Genomic DNA, 16,219 nt, shown 5'->3' with positions numbered 1-16,219 from the left:
CGTCCGGCGGTGGCCCGGCGGGGCTGCCGCCACCGCCGTCCCGGCCCCGGGCCCGGTGGGCGGGTGCGGGTGGCTGGGCCCTGCGGGGCGAGGTCCCCTACCCGCCCTTCCCCCGTTCCCCGGGCTCTGCCCGGACCTCGGTCCTCAAACGCCGGACGGGCTGAAGGCAGGGTCCCGAGCTGCGCCCGGACACCTGGGGCTCCGCCCCAGATCCCGGTCCTCACACGCCGGACGGCTGAAAAGCCCCAGGGGGCGACGGGGCAGCCCCGCACGCGTACTGGCTGACGCCGGCCAAAATTCAGCCCCTCCGGCGTTTGAGGAGCGGGGGTCCGGGGGCCGGCCCCCGGGAACGGCGCCGCACCCGGCAACGGGTCCGGGGCGCAGCCCCGGGGAACGGGCGAAGGGCGGGTAGGGGACTCCGCCCCGCGGCACACCCGCAGCCGGCGCCCCGGACGGCCCGCACGCTCCCGGGGCGGGTTCACGCCGGTGCGGCGGCCGCGCGTTTGGGACCCCGGAACGCGTGCCAGGGATGGGGACATGTCACAGCACACAGCATCCGAGCACACAGCGCCCTCCGCCCTCCCGACTGCGGCAACGGCCGCCGTCCCGGTCCTGTCGGAGGAGGTGCGCGAGGCGCTCGACCGCCGGCAGCCCGTCGTGGCACTGGAGTCCACGATCCTCGCCCACGGTCTGCCCCGCCCCCGCAATCTGGCCGTGGGTCTGGAACTGGAGGAGCTGGTCCGCGCGGAGGGAGCCGTCCCGGCGACGATCGCGGTCGTCGACGGGGTGGCGTACGCCGGGCTGGACAAGGCCCGGCTGGAGCGGATCGCGGGCGGCGAGGGCGTACGCAAGCTCGGCCACCGGGATCTGGCCCCGGCCCTCGCCACGGGGGCGACGGGCGCGACGACCGTCTCGGCCACGGCCTTCCTCGCCGCGCGGGCGGGGCTGCGGGTCTTCGCCACCGGCGGGCTGGGCGGCGTACACCGGGACTGGACGCGGTCGCAGGACGAGTCGGCGGACCTCGCGCTGCTGGCGCGGACCCGGATCACGGTGGTGTGCGCGGGGGTGAAGTCGATCCTGGACGTGCCCGCGACGCTCCAGCGGCTGGAAACGCTGGGGGTGACGGTCCTCGGGTACGGGACGGATCGTTTCCCCGGGTTCTACCTGGCCGATTCCGGCGAGCCGGTGGACTGGACGGTGCACCGCCCCGAGGAGGTGGCGGCCGTGATGGCCGCTCAGGACCTCCTCGGTGGCGCGGAGTCGGCGCTGCTCGTGGCCAATCCGGTGGCGCGGGAGCGGCAGCTCGATCCGGAGCTCCACGACCGGGTCCTGGCCGAGGCGCTGTCGGAGTGCCGGGAGCGGGGCATCACGGGGCAGGCGGTGACCCCGTTCCTGCTGGGGTTCCTGGTGCGCGCCACGGGCGGCGCCTCCCTGGAGGCCAACCTCGCGGCGGTACGGGGCAACGTGCGCCTCGGGGCCCGGATCGCCCGGGCCTGGGCGGCCCGGCCGTGACCGCGGCGCCGGCCGCTCCCGCCGGGCCGGGGGCGCTGCTGGTCGTCGGGGACGTGGTGACGGACGTCGTGGCGGTGCATGCGGAGCCACTGGCTCCGGGTACCGACACCCCGGCCCGGATCAGGACCCTGCCGGGCGGCGCCGGGGCCAACGCGGCCTGCTGGGCCGCCCACGCGGGCGCCCCGGACGTACGCCTCCTCGCGCGGGTCGGCGCCGAATCGGCCGGGTGGCACGAGCGGGCGCTGCGCGGCGCGGGGGTGCGGCCGAGGCTGGTGATCGATCCCGCCGAGCCGACCGGGACGGTGGTCGCGCTGGTCGGCCAGGACGCGGAGCGGACCTTCCTGACCGACAGCGGGGCCTCGCTGCGGCTCTCCCCCGCCGACTGGGAGCCCGGGCTGCTGGACGGCGTCGCCCATCTGCACCTGTCGGGCTACCTGTTCTTCGCCGACGCCAGCCGGGAGCTGGCCCTGCTCGCGCTACGGGACGCCCGCGCCCGGGACGTACCGGTGAGCGTGGACCCGGCCTCGGCGGGGTTCCTGGCCGCGCTGGGTCCGGAGCGGTTCCTGGCCGCCGCGGCGGGGGCCGGAGTACTGCTGCCGAACTCGGACGAGGCGCTGCTGCTCGCGGGCTCGCACGGGCCGGCCGGGGCGGCCGGGGTCGCGCGGGCGGCGGCTGAGCTGAGCCGGCGGGTGCCGTTGGTGGTGGTCACCCGGGGCGGGGCCGGAGCGCTCATCGCCGAGGACGGCCGGGTGACGGCCGAGGTCGCTGCGGAGAGCGCCGAGGCGGTGGATTCCACGGGCGCCGGGGACGCCTTCACGGGCGCCTTCCTCGCGGCCCGCCTGGCGGGAGCGGGCTCGGCGTGGGCCGCGGGGGCCGGCTGCCGCGCGGCCGCGCTGGCGGTGACCCGGCTGGGCGGGCGGCCGTAGGGAGCACGGAGGGGAAACCGTACGGCCGCGCCTGCGGGTACGGGTCTTACGACGCCGTGTACTGCTGGTCCATCCAGTCGATCACGCCCGCACTGTCCAGGTGGTAGCGGAAGACGCGGCCCTGGTTCGGGTGGGCGATCAGCCAGTCGATGAGCTGCTGGAGGGTGATCGGCTTGCTCACCGGGCTGGCGATGATGGGGGTGACGGCCGTGATCTTGGCGTCCTCTGCGATGTTGAGGAAGGTCTCCTTGCCCACCGTGTCGAAGGGGGCGGCGTCCATGCCGGGTGCGGCGCAGCCCCAGTTGCCGTGCTTGACGATCAGGCTGTGGACCCCGCCCTCGGGGGTGTAGCGGTAGACGGCGACCTCGTCGGGCGAGATCGGCATCTTGTGGTCGCAGGTGGGGCCGGGCGTCGGCGCCTTCTTCGTACCCTCCGGGGTGGCGGTCGAAGTGGCGGTGGGGGCCGGCTTCTTCGGCGTGGCCGAGGACGCCGAGGAGGGCGACGGCGAAGCCGACGGCGAGGCGGTGCCCGTGGCCGCCGCGCTGGTGGCGGGGCTCGCGGGGGTTCCCGGGGCGCCGGCCTCCTCGTTGCCGTTGCATGCCGTGAGGGCCAGGGTCCCGCACAGGGCCAGCGCTGCGAGCGCCGCCTGCGCACGCAACCGTCTCGGGCCCGGAACCTCATTGCCGTGTCCGCGCATTGCCTTCTCCCTCTGCCAAGGCGCCACCGGGGTGGCCGCCGTCGAAGCGTGCCGTCAACGTAGCGCCCGGTTCCGGCCGGAGCGATGGCCGGAACCGATCGTCACCTTGCCGGAATCCCCCTGTTGCGGTTCCCGGACCTCCGTGACGGGGCGGGAGTACGCAGACGTAGGCAGAGGTACGCAGACGTACGCGGACGTACGCGGACGTACGCGGACGCAGGCACCGGCGGCCCCGCGGAGTCAGCCGGCGCCCCCTGCGCGCAGGCCCGTCCAGGCCGGGTGGCGCGGATCGTCGGCCCGGACCAGGGCGTCGGCCCGGTCCGCGGGGCCGGTCTCGGCCTCGTAGCGCGCGAAGGCGGGGAGCGTCCAGCGGGCGGACTCCTCGGTGCGGCGGGCGAGCGCGCCCGGGGAGAGGCCGATGTGGACGCTGAGGTCGAAGGGGAACCAGTGGCCCAGGAGCAGCGGGCCGTGCACGATGAGCACGCCGCCGGGCGGGAGTTCGGCGTAGGGGCTGCGGGTCGCCCGGTCGGTGGCCGGGTCCCAGAGGTCGGGCAGCACCCGGCCGGTGCCGCCGGGGTCGGTCGGGCCGAAGACCTCCCGCCAGAGCGCCGCCGTGTCGTACCAGCCGTCGAGGTAGGAGTCCACGTCCTCGCGGCCGAACTCGAAGCGGAGGGAGGCGGGGCGCAGGAAGCCCTCGGCCGCCACGACCAGGACCGAACGCCCGCGCAGGCGCAGCGCGTCGGCGAGCTCCGCCGCGAGGACGCCTGTGCGGGCGGCGGGCGCCCCGTCGATGCCCACGCGGCGCCATCGGTCCTCCGGGCCGGTCCCGTCCCCGCCGCCGTCCTTCTCGTTGTCGTCGAGGTGACCGGCGAGCCGCTCGGCCATCCGCTGCCATGTGATCGCTTCCAGCTGCACCAGCCCATTGTCAGTGGTGGCCCCTAACGTTTTTCAGGAGGGATCACCGGCGCACAGGGGGTCGGTGGCCCGGCCTTGGGGAGGGGTCTGTCATGGCTCGGGAGACGACGTATCTGGAGCTGTCCCAGGAGGACGGCGGTGCCCACAAGTTCTACGAGGTCACCGTCGACGGCACCGCCGTCTCCGTGCGGTACGGACGCATCGGCGCGGACGGCCAGCTGCAGAACTCCTCCTTCCCGACCGCCGAGAAGGCGCGGGCCGCCGCCGCCAAGAAGATCGGGGAGAAGGTCCGCAAGGGCTACGCCCCGGCGGTGCGGGGAGCCCGCGCGGCCCGGTCGGTGACGCGCCGCCAGGTGACCGCGACCCCGTCCACCGCACGCGCGGCGGCCCCGGTGCTGTGGCGGTTCCGTACGGGGTCCTCCGCCTTCGGGATCCACGTGGACGAGGACCGCTGCTGGGTCGGCAACCAGGCCGGAGACGTCTACACGGTGAGCCACGACGGTGAGGTGCTGGCCCGGTACTCGCTGCCGGACGGGGTGAAGTGCCTGGTGGCGGACGAGTTCTGGATCTACGCGGGCTGCGACGACGGCACGGTGTACGACCTGTCCTCGAAGGTTCCGTTCGGGGCGTACGACATCGCGGCCGACGTGGACATCTTCTGGCTCGACATCCGCGAGGGCGTGCTCAACGTGTCCGACGCGGGCGGCGGGCTGACGGTCATCGACCACGAGGACGAGTTCCAGTGGTCGCGGCGCTCGTCCGGTGAGCACGCGTGGATGGTGCGGGCGGACGAGCGGGCCGTCTACCACGGCCACAGCAAGGGGGTCACGGCCTACGCCCCGGACGGCGGCGGGCAGTTGTGGCACACCCAGACCAACGGGGCGGTGCTGTTCGGCTGGCAGGAGGACCACGCGGTGTACGCGGGGACCGGCCGCAACACGGTGGAGCGGCTGTCGAAGGCGACGGGTGCGCTGGAGGCCTCGTACCGGTGCGACGCGGCGGTCTACTCGTGCGCGACCTCACCGGACGGACGGCACGTCTTCGCCGGCGACCTCGCGTCGTCCGTGTACTGCTTCGACGCCGACGGGCGGCGGCTGTGGAAGCTGGGCACCGGCAGCGGGGCCGCGCTGTCGATGCAGTATCTGGACGAGCGGCTGTACTTGGTGACCACGGACGGTTCGCTGGTGTGCGTGGACGCGAGCGAGGCCGCGATCGCGGCCGCCCGGGAGGGGTCGGTGCCGACGGCCGTGGACGTGAAGTCGGCGGCGGCCCTGCCCGTCTTCACCCCGGCCGCCAGCCCCGCCGCGGTGGCGACGGTGTCCGTGTCCTCGGTGCCCGCCGGCGGTGTCGTCGTGGAGTGCGTGCAGCAGGGCCAGCGGATGCGCGTACAGGTGGTGTCGGGCGGATTCGACCCTTCCTGGAACGTGCAGTTCCCGCGCGGGATACGGGAGCCCGGCGCCCGGTACGTGGTGGACGGCCTGCACCCCGCGGCCGGGGGCTTCTACCGCGTGCGCGGGGAGATCCGCCGGCTCGTCTGAGCGATGACCCGGTTCGCGGGGCCGGGGCTCACCGCGTCCGCGTGGGGCACGCGCAGGGCGTGGCCCCGGGCGGGGCCTGCGCCGGAAGCGCGAAGGGGTCGCCCTGGGCGAGGGCGGCGGTCACGCAGAGCACGACGGGCACGGAGCCGAGGTTGCGGCCGAGGTGGACGTGACGGCGGCCGGCGGGCTCGACGAAGCTGGTGCCGGTGTGATGCACCTCGACCGTGCCGTCGCGCAGGATCCGCGTCAGGGTGCCGGACTTGACCACCGCCATCAAGGGGACGCGGTGGTAGTGCCAGCCGGTGCAGCCGCCAGGCTGGATCTCGACCTCCCGCACCACGAGGTCGGAGACCACCTCCGCTTTCGGACGCCTGCCCGCAACCCTCGGGCGTCCGACCGTAGCCTGCCGTCCAGCCATGTTTCCCCTCCTCCATGGACCGGCCGCGGCCCACTCGACTCACGGTAGGAGGACACCATGAGGTCAGGGAAGACTCTGTGAAACCGCAAGTACCCATACTTACAAGGTGATATACGGCCTGAACGGCGGTATCAGTTCGGCATGAGCCTGGTCGTTTTCGAGTCTACGAAACAGATCCACTGCGCGGAGTGCAGGCAGGGCCCCCTGCGCCGTCTCGTCCGCGAGGCCGGCGTGCCCCGTTGCCTGGACTGCGCCGACCTCGGACACCTCGTCTACGTGCCGCGCGGCGACACGGCCCTCACCCGCCGGGCCCACGAGGCCAGTTCCCTGTCCGCGGTCGTCCTGCGCTTCCACCGGCGCCGCCGCCGCTACGAGCGCCTCGGCATCCTCGTCGAGGACGCGGCCCTGGCCCGCGCCGAGCGGGCCTGCCTCGCGGACGCCGAGGCGCGGGCCCGCCGGCGGGAGCGCGACCGGCTGCGCCGCGCGGCCGAGGACACCCGGTTCACGGCGGCCTTCGCCGCCGAGATCCTGCGCCTGTTCCCCGGGTGCCCGGCCGACCGGGCCGGGGCCATCGCCGCGCACGCCTCGGTGCGCGGCAGCGGCCGGGTGGGCCGCAGCGCGGCCGGCCGGGCCCTGGACCCGCCGGCCGTGTACGCGGCGGTACGGGCGGCCGTACGGCACCTGGACACCGAATACGACGCCCTGCTGATGGGGGGCGTGCCGCGGTTCGCGGCCCGGGCCCGGCTGGCGCCCCGGATCGACGCGATCCTGGACGGCTGGCGGGCGGGTTCCGAGGCGCCCGCGCAGGCTAGTTGAGCCGGAACCGGCGGTAGAGCAGCACTCCGCCGAGCAGCATGGCGCCGCCGCCGGACAGCAGGTATCCCAGGTCCTCGGCCCCGGTGTGGGCGAGCGCGGAGGGGTGGTTGCGCGGCGGGGCCGGCGGGGTGACCGGCCGCACGGCGACGGGCGGCCGGACGGGCGGCTGCACGGGCTTGCCGACGACCGGGGGCATGCCGTTGACGGAGGTGTTGCCCACGGAGGAGTTGCCGACGCCGACGACGCTCACCGAGTTGCCGCTGATGTTGACCGGCACCTGGACGGGGAGCTGGAGCCCGTTGCCGGACAGCAGCCCCGGAGAATCCTTTCCGCGCCCCTCTGCCACTGCACCCCGGCCGGGGCCGCTCTGGCCGCCGTTCCCCGCACCGTTTCCGGCGCCGGGTTTCGAGGGGTGCGAGGGGCCGGACGACCCCGGCCCGGGATGGCCCGGCTTGCCGGGCTTCCCGCCGCCCTGGTCCGCGTTGACGCACCGGTTCCCGGCCGCCGAGTTGAGCACGCCGACCACGCTCACGGTGTTCCCGCACACGTTCACCGGTGCGTGCACCGGCAGTTGCAGCAGGTTCCCCGACAGCACCCCCGGCGAACGCACGGCCTGCCCGCCCGCCTCCGCGTCGGCGTAGGCGAAGCCACCCGCACCCGCGACCGCGAGTCCACCCCCCGCAACCACCGCCGCGATCAAGCCATTCCGACGACTGTGACGCATCAGATTTCCTGCCTTCCGGAAGGGTCCACGGGCCTTGCACCCGTACCGGAAACAACGCCGTAACCCCATTCGGGTTATAGCGCCGGTAGGCATTTCACTCCATCGTGTACTGGGTAATCCCTACTTCATGACTCGCCCACTGCTCCTCCTCGACGTGGACGGCCCCCTCAACCCCTTCCGGTCCCGCCTCGCGGGTCTCCGCGGATACACCAGCCACCGGATGCGTCCGAGCATCTGGCTGTCCTACCGCGCACCGGAATCCCGCAGCACCAGGCGCGGCCTGCGGGTGCGCCTGCACCCGGCCCACGGCGCCCGGCTGCTGGCCCTGCCCTACGAAATCGCCTGGGCCACCGCCTGGACGCACGAGGCCAACACACTGATCTCCCCGCACATCGGACTACCCGCTGATCTTCCTGTCATCGAGTGGCCGGAACTCTTCACCCGCGACCCCGACGGCCTCTTCTGGAAGACCCGCCCGCTCGTGGAATGGGCGGCCGGCCGCCCCTTCGCCTGGGTCGACGACTTGATCACGCCCCGGGACCGCGCCTGGGTCGCCGCCCACCACCCGGCCCCGGCCCTGCTCCTGCGCATCCACCCCCGCCACGGCCTGCGCCCGCAGGACTTCACCACCCTCGACCGCTGGGCGGCCGGGCTCAGCCCAGCAGGGCCGTGACCGGGTCCGGCGAGGGGCGGCGGCCCGTGGGCCACCAGTCGTCGTCGCCCAGGCGGTTCTCGTAGGAGTACCAGAGGGCGTCCCGGCCGAGCCGGAGCTGCCGGCCGGTGCCCGTCAGCCGGTTCCGGTCGGGGCGGAACGCGCCCTGGGCGGCGGCGAGGAGCGCCGGGCGGGCCCGGTCGAAGGGGCCCGCCGGCGGGTCCCAGGGCTCTTCGAGGGCGAGCAGGGCGGGCAGACCGCCCTGCCTCCAGGCGGCCGCCCCCCGGGCCAGGTCCGTGGTGCTGCGTCCCGTGGCGCGGGCCAGCTCGCGGTAGAGGGCGCGGGCGGCGCCGGTGAGCCCGGCGGTGGGATGGGCCGAGGCCAGCCGGACGGCGTCCTGCCAGCGGCTCAGCCCGGCCATCGGATCCTCGGCGGTGCGCAACAGCGCCAGGGCGCGGGCGGCCGCGTCCGCGGCGAGCTGGTCCAGGGCGAGCGGGTCCGGGGCCGCCGGGTCGGCCGGATACGCGGGCGGCATCCCGACGGCGGAGGGCGCCGCCAGCGGAGCGGGCAGTGGCGGCAGCACGGTGCGGACCAGCGCGGCACGGGCGGGTACGCCGGGGAAGTCCGGTGTCTCATCGGGCTGTTCACGTGCGGCGTGGGCGGCGTTGCGGCGGGTGAGCTCCTCCAGCAGCTCCCGCTCCCCGCGGCCGCGCAGCAGGAGCAGGACGAAGGGGTCGGCGTCCAGGAGCCGGGCCGCGCGGTAGCAGAGGGCCGCGGCGTGCTTGCAGGGCGGGCGGGCGACGTCGGGGCAGGAGCAGCGCGGCACGAGCTCTCCCGCACCGGGCAGGACCGACTCGGAGAGGGACTCCGGGACCTCCCGCTCCAGCAGCGCGGCCAGCGCCGTCGGATCGGCGACCACCGATTCGAGCAGCTCGCTCCACTCGGTGTCCGAGAAGGCGGGCAGGGACAGCTCGGTGCGGTATGGCCGCGGCCGGCTGCCCCGTACGTAGGCCACGATCCGGCCCGGGGTGATGGTGACGGCGTCGACGTGGCCCTCGGCGGCGTACGTCCGCCCCCGGGTCAGGCGGGCTCCGTCGCGGGCCACCGTCTCCAGGGCGGACACCCAGGCCCGGCCCCACCAGCTGACGGCCTCCACCCCCGGCGGCACGGTCTCGAAGGTGCGGCGGCGGTCGTCGCGCGCGGTGATCATCCGGGCCTGCGCAGGGAGACGAGGTCGGCCAGCTCGCGGTCGGTGAGCTCGGTCAGCGCCGTCTCGCCGGAGCCGAGCACGGCATCGGCCAGCGCCCGCTTCGCCTCCAGCATTTCGGCGATCCGGTCCTCGACGGTGCCCTCCGCGATGATGCGGTGGACCTGGACGGGCTGGGTCTGGCCGATGCGGTAGGCGCGGTCGGTGGCCTGTTCCTCGACGGCCGGGTTCCACCAGCGGTCGTAGTGGATGACGTGGCCGGCGCGGGTGAGGTTGAGCCCGGTGCCCGCGGCCTTGAGGGAGAGCAGAAACACCGGGAACTCGCCCGCCTGGAAGCGGTCCACGAGCTCCTCGCGGCGCGGAACGGGCGTGCCCCCGTGCAGCAGTTGGTGGGAGATCCCGCGCGCCGTCAGATGGCGCTCGATGAGCCGGGCCATCGTCACGTACTGCGTGAAGACCAGCACGGATCCGCCCTCGGCCAGGATCGTGTCGAGCAGCTCGTCGAGGAGGGCCAGCTTCCCGGAACGGTGCGCGATCCGGGGCTGGTCCTCCTTCAAGAACTGCGCGGGGTGGTTGCAGATCTGCTTGAGCGAGGCCAGCAGCTTCATGATCATGCCGCGCCGCTCGATGCCCTCGCTCGCGCCGATCACGGCCATCGCCTCGTCCACCGCCGCTTGGTAGAGGGAAGCCTGCTCGCGGGTGAGGGACACGGGGTGGTCGGTCTCCGTCTTCGGCGGCAGTTCGGGGGCGATCCCCGGATCGGACTTCTTGCGCCGCAGCAGGAACGGCCGGACCAGCGCGGCCAGTCGGGCGACCGCCGCCTCGTTGCCCCCGTCCTCCTCCGTCTGGTGCTCCACGGGCCGGGCGTGCCGGGCCCGGAACGCGGTGAGCGGGCCGAGCAGTCCGGGCGTGGTCCAGTCGAGGAGCGCCCACAGCTCGGAGAGGTTGTTCTCCACGGGGGTGCCGGTCAGCGCCACCCGCGCGGGCGCCGGGATCGTGCGCAGCGCCTTCGCGGTCGCCGAGTGCGGGTTCTTGACGTGCTGGGCCTCGTCCGCGACGACCATGCCCCAGGACTGTTCGGCCAGCCGGGCCGCTCCCGCGCGCATGGTTCCGTAGGTGGTGAGGACGAATCCCCCGCCGCCTTGGCCTTCCAGCCCGTCGAGGCTGCGGCCGGCGCCGTGGAAGCGGCGCACCGGCGTACCGGGGGCGAACCTCTCGATCTCCCGCTGCCAGTTGCCGAGCAGTGAGGCCGGGCAGACCACCAGGGTCGGCTCGGGACGGGCGCGGTGCAGGTGGAGCGCGATCAGGGTGACGGTCTTGCCCAGGCCCATGTCGTCGGCGAGGCAGCCGCCGAGTCCGAGCGAGGTCATCAGGTCGAGCCAGGCCAGACCGCGGGCCTGGTAGTCGCGCAGAGTGGCCTTGAGCCCGGCCGGCTGGGGCAGCGGGGCCAGCTCCCCGGTCAGCCGGTCCCGCAGGGCGGCCAGCGCCCCCACCGGCACCGCGGCCACGGGCTCCCCCTCGACCTCGACCTCGACCGTCCCCGTCAGTGCGGCGGCCAGCGCGTCCACCGGCTCCAGTAGGCCCAGCTCCCGCTTGCGGGCCTTGCGCACCAGCTCCGGATCGACCCGCACCCACTGGTCGCGCAGCCGCACGACCGGCCGGTGGGCCTGCGCGAGCGCGTCCATCTCCCCCGGGGTGAGCCGGTCGCCGCCGAGCGCCAGCTCCCAGGAGAAGGCGAAGAGGTGCTCGGCGTCGAAGAAGGCGGTGCCGTCGGTGGCGGAACCGGGCGCGGTGGACCGTACGACCGCGGTCGCGGACAGCGTACGAGCCAGCTCGCGCGGCCAGTGGACCAGGACTCCGGCCTCCGCCAGCCGGGTCGCGGCCCGGCCCAGCAGGTCTTCGAGCTCGGGGTCCGACAGGGCCAGCACATCGGGAACCGGCTGGTCCAGCAGCCGCAGCAGCGGCGGCCAGACCCGGGCCGCCCGGCGCAGCGCGAGGACGGCGTCGATCCGGGCGCGGGGCCCGAAGCCGGCCGCGGCGGCGCCCGCCCAGAGCATCGAGGCGTCCGTGACCAGGGTCGGGTCGGCGAGGCTGTGCACCTGGACGACGGCGGCCCCGGCGCGGCGCACGTCCTCCTCCGGTTCCGTCCCGGTCTCGGCCTCGTCGAAGAGGCGGAAGGAGGACAGGTCGAGGCGGAGCGAGATCCCGACTCCGGTGTCCGCTCCCGAGGCGACCTGCGCGGCCCAGTCCCTTATCCCCGGGACCTGCTGCGGCTCGCGGGCCGCGAACGGCCGGCCCGCGGCGAAGGGCGCCGCGGGGGTCCGGGGCAGGCTGTCGGCGACGGCGTCGAGGAACGCCCTGACCAGCGCCTCCGGTTCGGGCAGGTGGAGCGGGCGGCGGCCGGCGAGCGGGGTGGCGTATCCCTCGGGAGGCAGGGCGGCGGCGACCGCACGCAGATGCGCGATGTCCTCGGCGTCGAGGGGCCCGACCCGCCAGGCGTCGACGCCTTCGGGGGTCAGCCCGGGCAGCAGCCGGCCCCGCGCGACGAGGGACAGCGCCTGGACGGCGGCGGTCCCCCACGCCCGGGTCGCGGGATGCGTGGCGGGCCTGCGGACCGCGCGGACGAGCACGGGCAGCGCGGCGGTGACCGTCAGCGTGACGGCGGGCACCGTGCGGGTACGGATGCCCTCGCCGTGGGGGCGGACCACCTGGAGCGTGGCCGGGGCGCCTTCGGCGGGCAGGCCGTCCCCGTCGGGGGACCAGAACGCGATGCGGCTCTCGCGGGGCACGGCGGCGGGAAGGAACACGGCCGCGTGCCGCGGCAGGGCGGAAGCGGCCCCGCCCGACTGCCCCGGCGCGCGCGACGCCGTCGGCATGTCCATCATGTTCCCCCCTCTCCCCCTCCCCACGTCCGCCGTCACCTTCGCGGCCGACGAATCCCATCTGCCACCGAGTCTAGGCGGGCCCACCGACAATCCCGCTGAGCTGCACGTTTCCCGAAGCCCGGGACCCCGCGCCTCGAACGCCGGCGAGGATCCGGCCCTCCGGCGTCCGAGGAGCGGGGGCCGGGGGTTGGCCCCGGGCCGCGGTGCCGTTCAGCGGCCCCAGCGCCCCCGCTCGGGGGCGTATCCGTAGACCGGTCGGTCCGAGGAGACGGCGGAGATGCGCCAGGGCCGCCCGTCCTCGTCGAGGCGGAGGGTGCCGGAGCCGGTGGGGCCGCTCCAGCGCAGGTCCAGGTACCAGTCGCAGTCGCAGCCGCTGCTGCTCGCCACCACCCGCAGGACGGCCGGTTCGGTGGCCGAGACCCGGAGCGGGAAGGCGGGTGCCGCGATCGCCTCCCCCTCGTTGTTGCCGGCCACCGGCCGGGCCAGTGGGCGCGGTGCGTCCAGGTTGACCGTGAACCCGGCCGGGGTGAGCCCTCCGCCGCAGCCCTGCGACATCTGGTAGACGTTCCACTGCAGCGGGGACCGCCGCCCGGCCACCCGTACCTCCAAGTCCTCCAGGACCACCACGCCCGGGCCCGTGCCCAGCAGGGTGACCTCCACGATCTGCGTCCCCGCGTGGACGGCCCCGCGCCCCGCCGCCCACGCGGGCGCGTCCGCCTCCACCGGGGGCGGGGGCACCGCCGAGGGCGCCGGCTCGGCGAGGTACGCGTGGTCGCAGGCCGCCGCCCACACGTGCGACCGTACGGCCGCGCGCAGGGGCGGGGAGGCCGGCGAGGGACCGCCCGTCGCCGCGGGCCCGGCCGGCGTTCCCGTCACGCCCGACGAAGCGCCGGCCGAAGCGCCCGTCGAGCCCTTCGCCGGGCCGGTCTGCGTCGGCGTCGGCGTCGCCGCGGGCCCGGTGCCTCCCGGCCCGGTCGCCGACGTCGTCGGCCCGGCCGTCGCCGTCGTACCCGTGGCCCCGGCCGGCGCCGTCGGTCCGGCCTGGGGTGTCCGGTGGTCCGGACCCGTCTGCGGAAGCCACCAGACGCTCACCGCGAGGGCCACGACCGCGGCCGCCACCGCCCCGGCCAGCCGCAGCCGGCGCCCGGACCGGCTCGGCACCGGCGCCCCCGGAACATCGGCTTCCGCGGCCACCGCCTCCAGGCCGGCCGCCGGGTCCGCCCGGCCCCCCTCATCCACGGGCGGCGCCTCTACCGCCTCCACGACCTCCACCGCCTCCACCGCCTCCACGACCGAGACCGCCCGCCGCCGCGCATCCGCCAGCAGCCAGGCCCGGTGCAGTTCCACGGCCTCCGCCGGAGTCGCCCCGCAGGCCCGCGCGAAGCGGTCCACCACGACGAACTCCGCGGGCAGTGCCTCACCGCTGCAATACCGGTGCAAGGTCGACGTGCTCGTGTGGAGCCCTCGCGCGAGGGCTCCGTAGCTCCGCCCGCTCCGCTCCTTCAGTTCCCTCATCGACCGCGCGAACGCCTGCGCCTCGGCCGATCTCCCCGTCCCGGAGTTCCGTTCCATGCCAAGGATGTTCCCGCAGCTGACGGTGCGTACGGCCGTTCCACCGTCCCGACTTCGTCCCGATCCGTCGGCGTGGGCCCGGGCCGGGGTACAGCCTTCTCCACAGACACCGCCGCACCATCACGGACCACACGGGGAGAACCGACCATGTTCCGACGCACCGCCCGATCCACCCGGCCCGCCCGGACCTTCCGGCCCGCCCGGACCACCGCCGTCCTCGCGGCCACCGCGGCCGCCGCCACCGCCCTCGTCCTCACCGCCTCCACCACCTCCACGGCCGCCGTCACCGCGCCCGGCTTCCTGGCCGGCACCGACCTGCCCCCGCACCCCACCTCCCCCTGGTACGCCGGGAAGATCACCAAGGGGCTGCCCGAGTTCGCGCCGTTCTGCCTGGACGGCGTGCTCCCTGCCACCGGGAGCTGGTACCGCGACTTCGGCACCGAGTTCGACACGGGCGCGGTACAGGTGTCCGTACGCACGTCCTCCACCACGGCGGCCATCAACCTCAAGGCGGCCCTGGAGCGCAAGGTGGCGGCATGCGCCGCCGACTGGCTGCGCAAGACCCCGGGCGGTACGGCCTCCTGGCAGGACTACGGGAAGCTCACCGTCGAGGAGGGCGCGCACGTCTACGGGGTGCACACCTCCATCCCGGAATCCGAGCCCGGCGTGCACATGTTCGGCATCGGGCGCGACGGCACCACCGTGACGGTCGTGCAGTGGGGAGAGATGGGGAACCTGTCCCACGCACCCGTCCCCGCCTTCAAGAAGACGACCGTCAGGGCCGTGAACAAGCTCAACCCCTGACGCGCGGCGCCCCCGGTGGGACCATGGAAGGGACGGGGAAGCCGGGGTGGGCGACGACGCCGAGGCGGCGATGGCCATGCGCACCGGAAACGAGCCGGTGACCGCCCGCAGCGCGCTGCGGCTGCGCTTCTGGCTGAGCCTGTGGGGGCTGATCTGGTCCGGTGCCGGAGCGGCGGCGTTCTCGCTCGCCGCCCGGCCCGGGTGGGCCGCGGCCTGCGCCGCCGTCGCCGTACTCGCGGCCGTGGACCTGGCCGTGGTGCTCCGCCGCATCCGCCAGGGCCCGCACTACCAGCCGGGCCGCGACATCCCTCCGTACGAGCCGCCGGGCCACTAGGGCCTGGTGTCTTGCCGATCAGACCGGCTACTTCTCGAAGCGGGCCGCCGCCAGGTAGTCCGGCTGGGGGTCCAGGGCGGCCGCGAGGCGGAAGTGCTTGCGGGCCTGGTCCGGCCGGCCGGCGCGCTCGTGGGTGCGGGCCAGCGCGAAGTGGGCGAAGGCGTTGTCCGGCTCCCGCTCCAGCACGATCTCGAACTCCAGCTCCGCCGGCCGCAATTGGGCGGCGGCGAAGAAGGCCCGGGCGCGCAGCAGCCGGGCCGCCGTGTTCTCCGGGTGGGCGGCTATGACCGAGTCGAGCAGCTTCACCGCACCGCGCGGGTCGCGCGCGGCGAGGAGCTGCTCCGCGGCCCGGTAGTCGATGACGTGCGTCTCGGGCGACGAGGACCGAGGCGGCGGCGGGAGCTGCGGCGTGGTGTCGGACACGGTCTGTTCCTTCCCTCTACAGCCCCGTTCAACGCCCCGCGCACCGCACGCTATTCCGTCAGCCGAGCCGCTTGAGCCGGGCGTACGGCTCAGTGACCGCGGCGTCGGCGGCCGGGGAGACGGGAAAGAGGTCGAGGAAGGTGTGGATCAGCCCCTCGTAGGTACGGGCGCCCTCGTCGCGCAGGGGGTCGTACTGGGCGGTCCCGATGACCGCGGGGGCGAGGCCGGTGAGTTTCCCGGCGCGCAGCGGGGAGACCCGGAAGGAGGCGCGTACGGCGGGGTCGTCGCCCGTGTAGAGGTGCTGGAGTTCCAGGACGTCGGCGAAGCGGTCGCGGCGGCCACCGAAGCCGTCGATGTGGTCGGCGACGTGGTGGGCGGCGGCGGGGCAGTCGTCGTAAGCGGCGGGGAAGGGGTGCTCGGGGGCCGGCCGGTAGCCGACGGCCACGACCGCGGCGTTCACCTCGCGGCACATCCGCCGGGCGACGTCGTCATGGGTGTCGAGGTCACCGGTGAGCCGGCCGCCGCCGTGGAAGAAGACCACCGTGGGAACGGGTCCGCCGCCTGCGGGCCGGTAGACGCGGACGGGCATCCGCCCGGCGGGTCCGGGAACGGCGCCGCCCTCCACCGAGCCGACCTCGATCGGCTCCGGCAGCGCGAAGCCGGCGCCCATCCGGCGGCTCACCTCGCGCAGCACCTCGGCCTCGTTGTCGATGACCCGGGGGGCGGGGTGCGCGTCGACCTGGGCGAGTACGGCCGCGATAGACGGGTTGACCGGCATGCGCGGCGCACCCCCACA

The 16,219-nt window shown here is 75.2% G+C and carries 16 protein-coding genes; 7 read left to right on the top strand and 9 right to left on the bottom strand.

Annotated elements, in window-relative coordinates; all coding sequences use genetic code 11:
- The first annotated feature begins 537 nt into the window (after positions 1-537).
- Both OG276_RS28900 and OG276_RS28895 read left to right on the top strand, forming a co-directional pair.
- Complete coding sequence (locus OG276_RS28900) at positions 538-1,512, top strand: pseudouridine-5'-phosphate glycosidase (protein WP_266909609.1); 975 nt, start codon at positions 538-540, stop codon at positions 1,510-1,512.
- Positions 1,509-2,438, top strand: coding sequence for a carbohydrate kinase family protein (locus OG276_RS28895; protein WP_266909608.1), 930 nt, complete (start codon positions 1,509-1,511; stop codon positions 2,436-2,438). The genes OG276_RS28900 and OG276_RS28895 overlap by 4 nt, the downstream gene beginning before the upstream one ends.
- Positions 2,439-2,484: 46 nt before the next feature.
- Here the strand turns inward: OG276_RS28895 and OG276_RS28890 are convergent, their stop codons facing one another.
- Positions 2,485-3,135, bottom strand: coding sequence for a hypothetical protein (locus OG276_RS28890; RefSeq protein ID WP_266909607.1), 651 nt, complete (start codon positions 3,133-3,135; stop codon positions 2,485-2,487).
- A 240-nt stretch (positions 3,136-3,375) separates the two neighbouring features.
- Positions 3,376-4,050 carry a uridine kinase gene (locus OG276_RS28885; protein WP_266909606.1) on the bottom strand — a complete coding sequence of 225 codons (675 nt, stop codon included), beginning with the start codon at positions 4,048-4,050 and terminating at the stop codon, positions 3,376-3,378.
- A gap of 92 nt (positions 4,051-4,142) precedes the next feature.
- Here OG276_RS28885 and OG276_RS28880 point away from each other — a divergent pair, with 92 nt between their 5' ends.
- Complete coding sequence (locus OG276_RS28880) at positions 4,143-5,588, top strand: WGR domain-containing protein (protein ID WP_266909605.1); 1,446 nt, start codon at positions 4,143-4,145, stop codon at positions 5,586-5,588.
- A 28-nt stretch (positions 5,589-5,616) separates the two neighbouring features.
- Here OG276_RS28880 and OG276_RS28875 read toward each other — a convergent pair whose 3' ends face one another.
- Positions 5,617-6,006 (bottom strand): cupin domain-containing protein, encoded by a 390-nt coding sequence (locus tag OG276_RS28875; protein WP_266909604.1) that lies wholly within the window; start codon positions 6,004-6,006, stop codon positions 5,617-5,619.
- Positions 6,007-6,147: 141 nt separating this feature from the next.
- Between OG276_RS28875 and OG276_RS28870 the strand changes: the two genes are divergently transcribed.
- Complete coding sequence (locus OG276_RS28870; protein WP_266909603.1) at positions 6,148-6,822, top strand: DUF2293 domain-containing protein; 675 nt, start codon at positions 6,148-6,150, stop codon at positions 6,820-6,822.
- Here OG276_RS28870 and OG276_RS40860 read toward each other — a convergent pair.
- Complete coding sequence (locus OG276_RS40860) at positions 6,815-7,510, bottom strand: chaplin (RefSeq protein WP_323182371.1); 696 nt, start codon at positions 7,508-7,510, stop codon at positions 6,815-6,817. The two genes, OG276_RS28870 and OG276_RS40860, sit on opposite strands and share 8 nt — an antisense overlap.
- A 163-nt stretch (positions 7,511-7,673) precedes the next feature.
- On the opposite strand from OG276_RS40860, the gene OG276_RS28855 reads away from it, so the two are divergent.
- Complete coding sequence (locus OG276_RS28855; protein ID WP_266909602.1) at positions 7,674-8,219, top strand: hypothetical protein; 546 nt, start codon at positions 7,674-7,676, stop codon at positions 8,217-8,219.
- On the opposite strand, the gene OG276_RS28850 is transcribed toward OG276_RS28855, so the two are convergent.
- The 3 genes from OG276_RS28850 to OG276_RS28840 form a co-directional block, all read right to left on the bottom strand.
- Entirely contained in the window at positions 8,200-9,408 is a 1,209-nt protein-coding gene (locus OG276_RS28850; RefSeq protein ID WP_323182370.1) for an SWIM zinc finger family protein, read from the bottom strand. The two genes, OG276_RS28855 and OG276_RS28850, sit on opposite strands and share 20 nt — an antisense overlap.
- Entirely contained in the window at positions 9,405-12,281 is a 2,877-nt protein-coding gene (locus OG276_RS28845) for a DEAD/DEAH box helicase (RefSeq protein WP_266909601.1), read from the bottom strand. Before OG276_RS28845 ends, OG276_RS28850 begins: the two co-directional genes overlap by 4 nt.
- Positions 12,282-12,500: 219 nt before the next feature.
- Positions 12,501-13,862 carry a helix-turn-helix transcriptional regulator gene (locus tag OG276_RS28840; protein WP_266909600.1) on the bottom strand — a complete coding sequence of 454 codons (1,362 nt, stop codon included), beginning with the start codon at positions 13,860-13,862 and terminating at the stop codon, positions 12,501-12,503.
- A 147-nt stretch (positions 13,863-14,009) separates the two neighbouring features.
- Here OG276_RS28840 and OG276_RS28835 point away from each other — a divergent pair, with 147 nt between their 5' ends.
- Together OG276_RS28835 and OG276_RS28830 are read left to right on the top strand one after the other, a co-directional pair.
- The gene (locus OG276_RS28835; RefSeq protein WP_266909599.1) at positions 14,010-14,666 is read left to right on the top strand and encodes a hypothetical protein; all 657 of its coding nucleotides are present in this window, start codon (positions 14,010-14,012) and stop codon (positions 14,664-14,666) included.
- A 76-nt stretch (positions 14,667-14,742) separates the two neighbouring features.
- A complete protein-coding gene (locus OG276_RS28830) occupies positions 14,743-15,000 on the top strand; it encodes a DUF6343 family protein (RefSeq protein WP_266913194.1) in 258 nt (85 codons plus the stop codon).
- 27 nt (positions 15,001-15,027) lie between these two features.
- Here the strand turns inward: OG276_RS28830 and OG276_RS28825 are convergent, their stop codons facing one another.
- Positions 15,028-15,423: a tetratricopeptide repeat protein gene (locus OG276_RS28825; protein ID WP_266909598.1), complete on the bottom strand. Its 396-nt coding sequence runs from the start codon at positions 15,421-15,423 to the stop codon at positions 15,028-15,030.
- A 58-nt stretch (positions 15,424-15,481) separates the two neighbouring features.
- Complete coding sequence (locus tag OG276_RS28820) at positions 15,482-16,201, bottom strand: alpha/beta hydrolase (protein WP_266909597.1); 720 nt, start codon at positions 16,199-16,201, stop codon at positions 15,482-15,484.
- Positions 16,202-16,219: the final 18 nt, after the last annotated feature.

The sequence above is a fragment of the Streptomyces sp. NBC_00086 genome (genome assembly GCF_026343255.1).
In the GTDB taxonomy this organism is placed as follows: domain Bacteria; phylum Actinomycetota; class Actinomycetes; order Streptomycetales; family Streptomycetaceae; genus Streptomyces.
The sequence above is the reverse complement of the archived record's forward strand: the minus strand, read 5'-3'. Positions and strand labels throughout refer to the sequence as shown.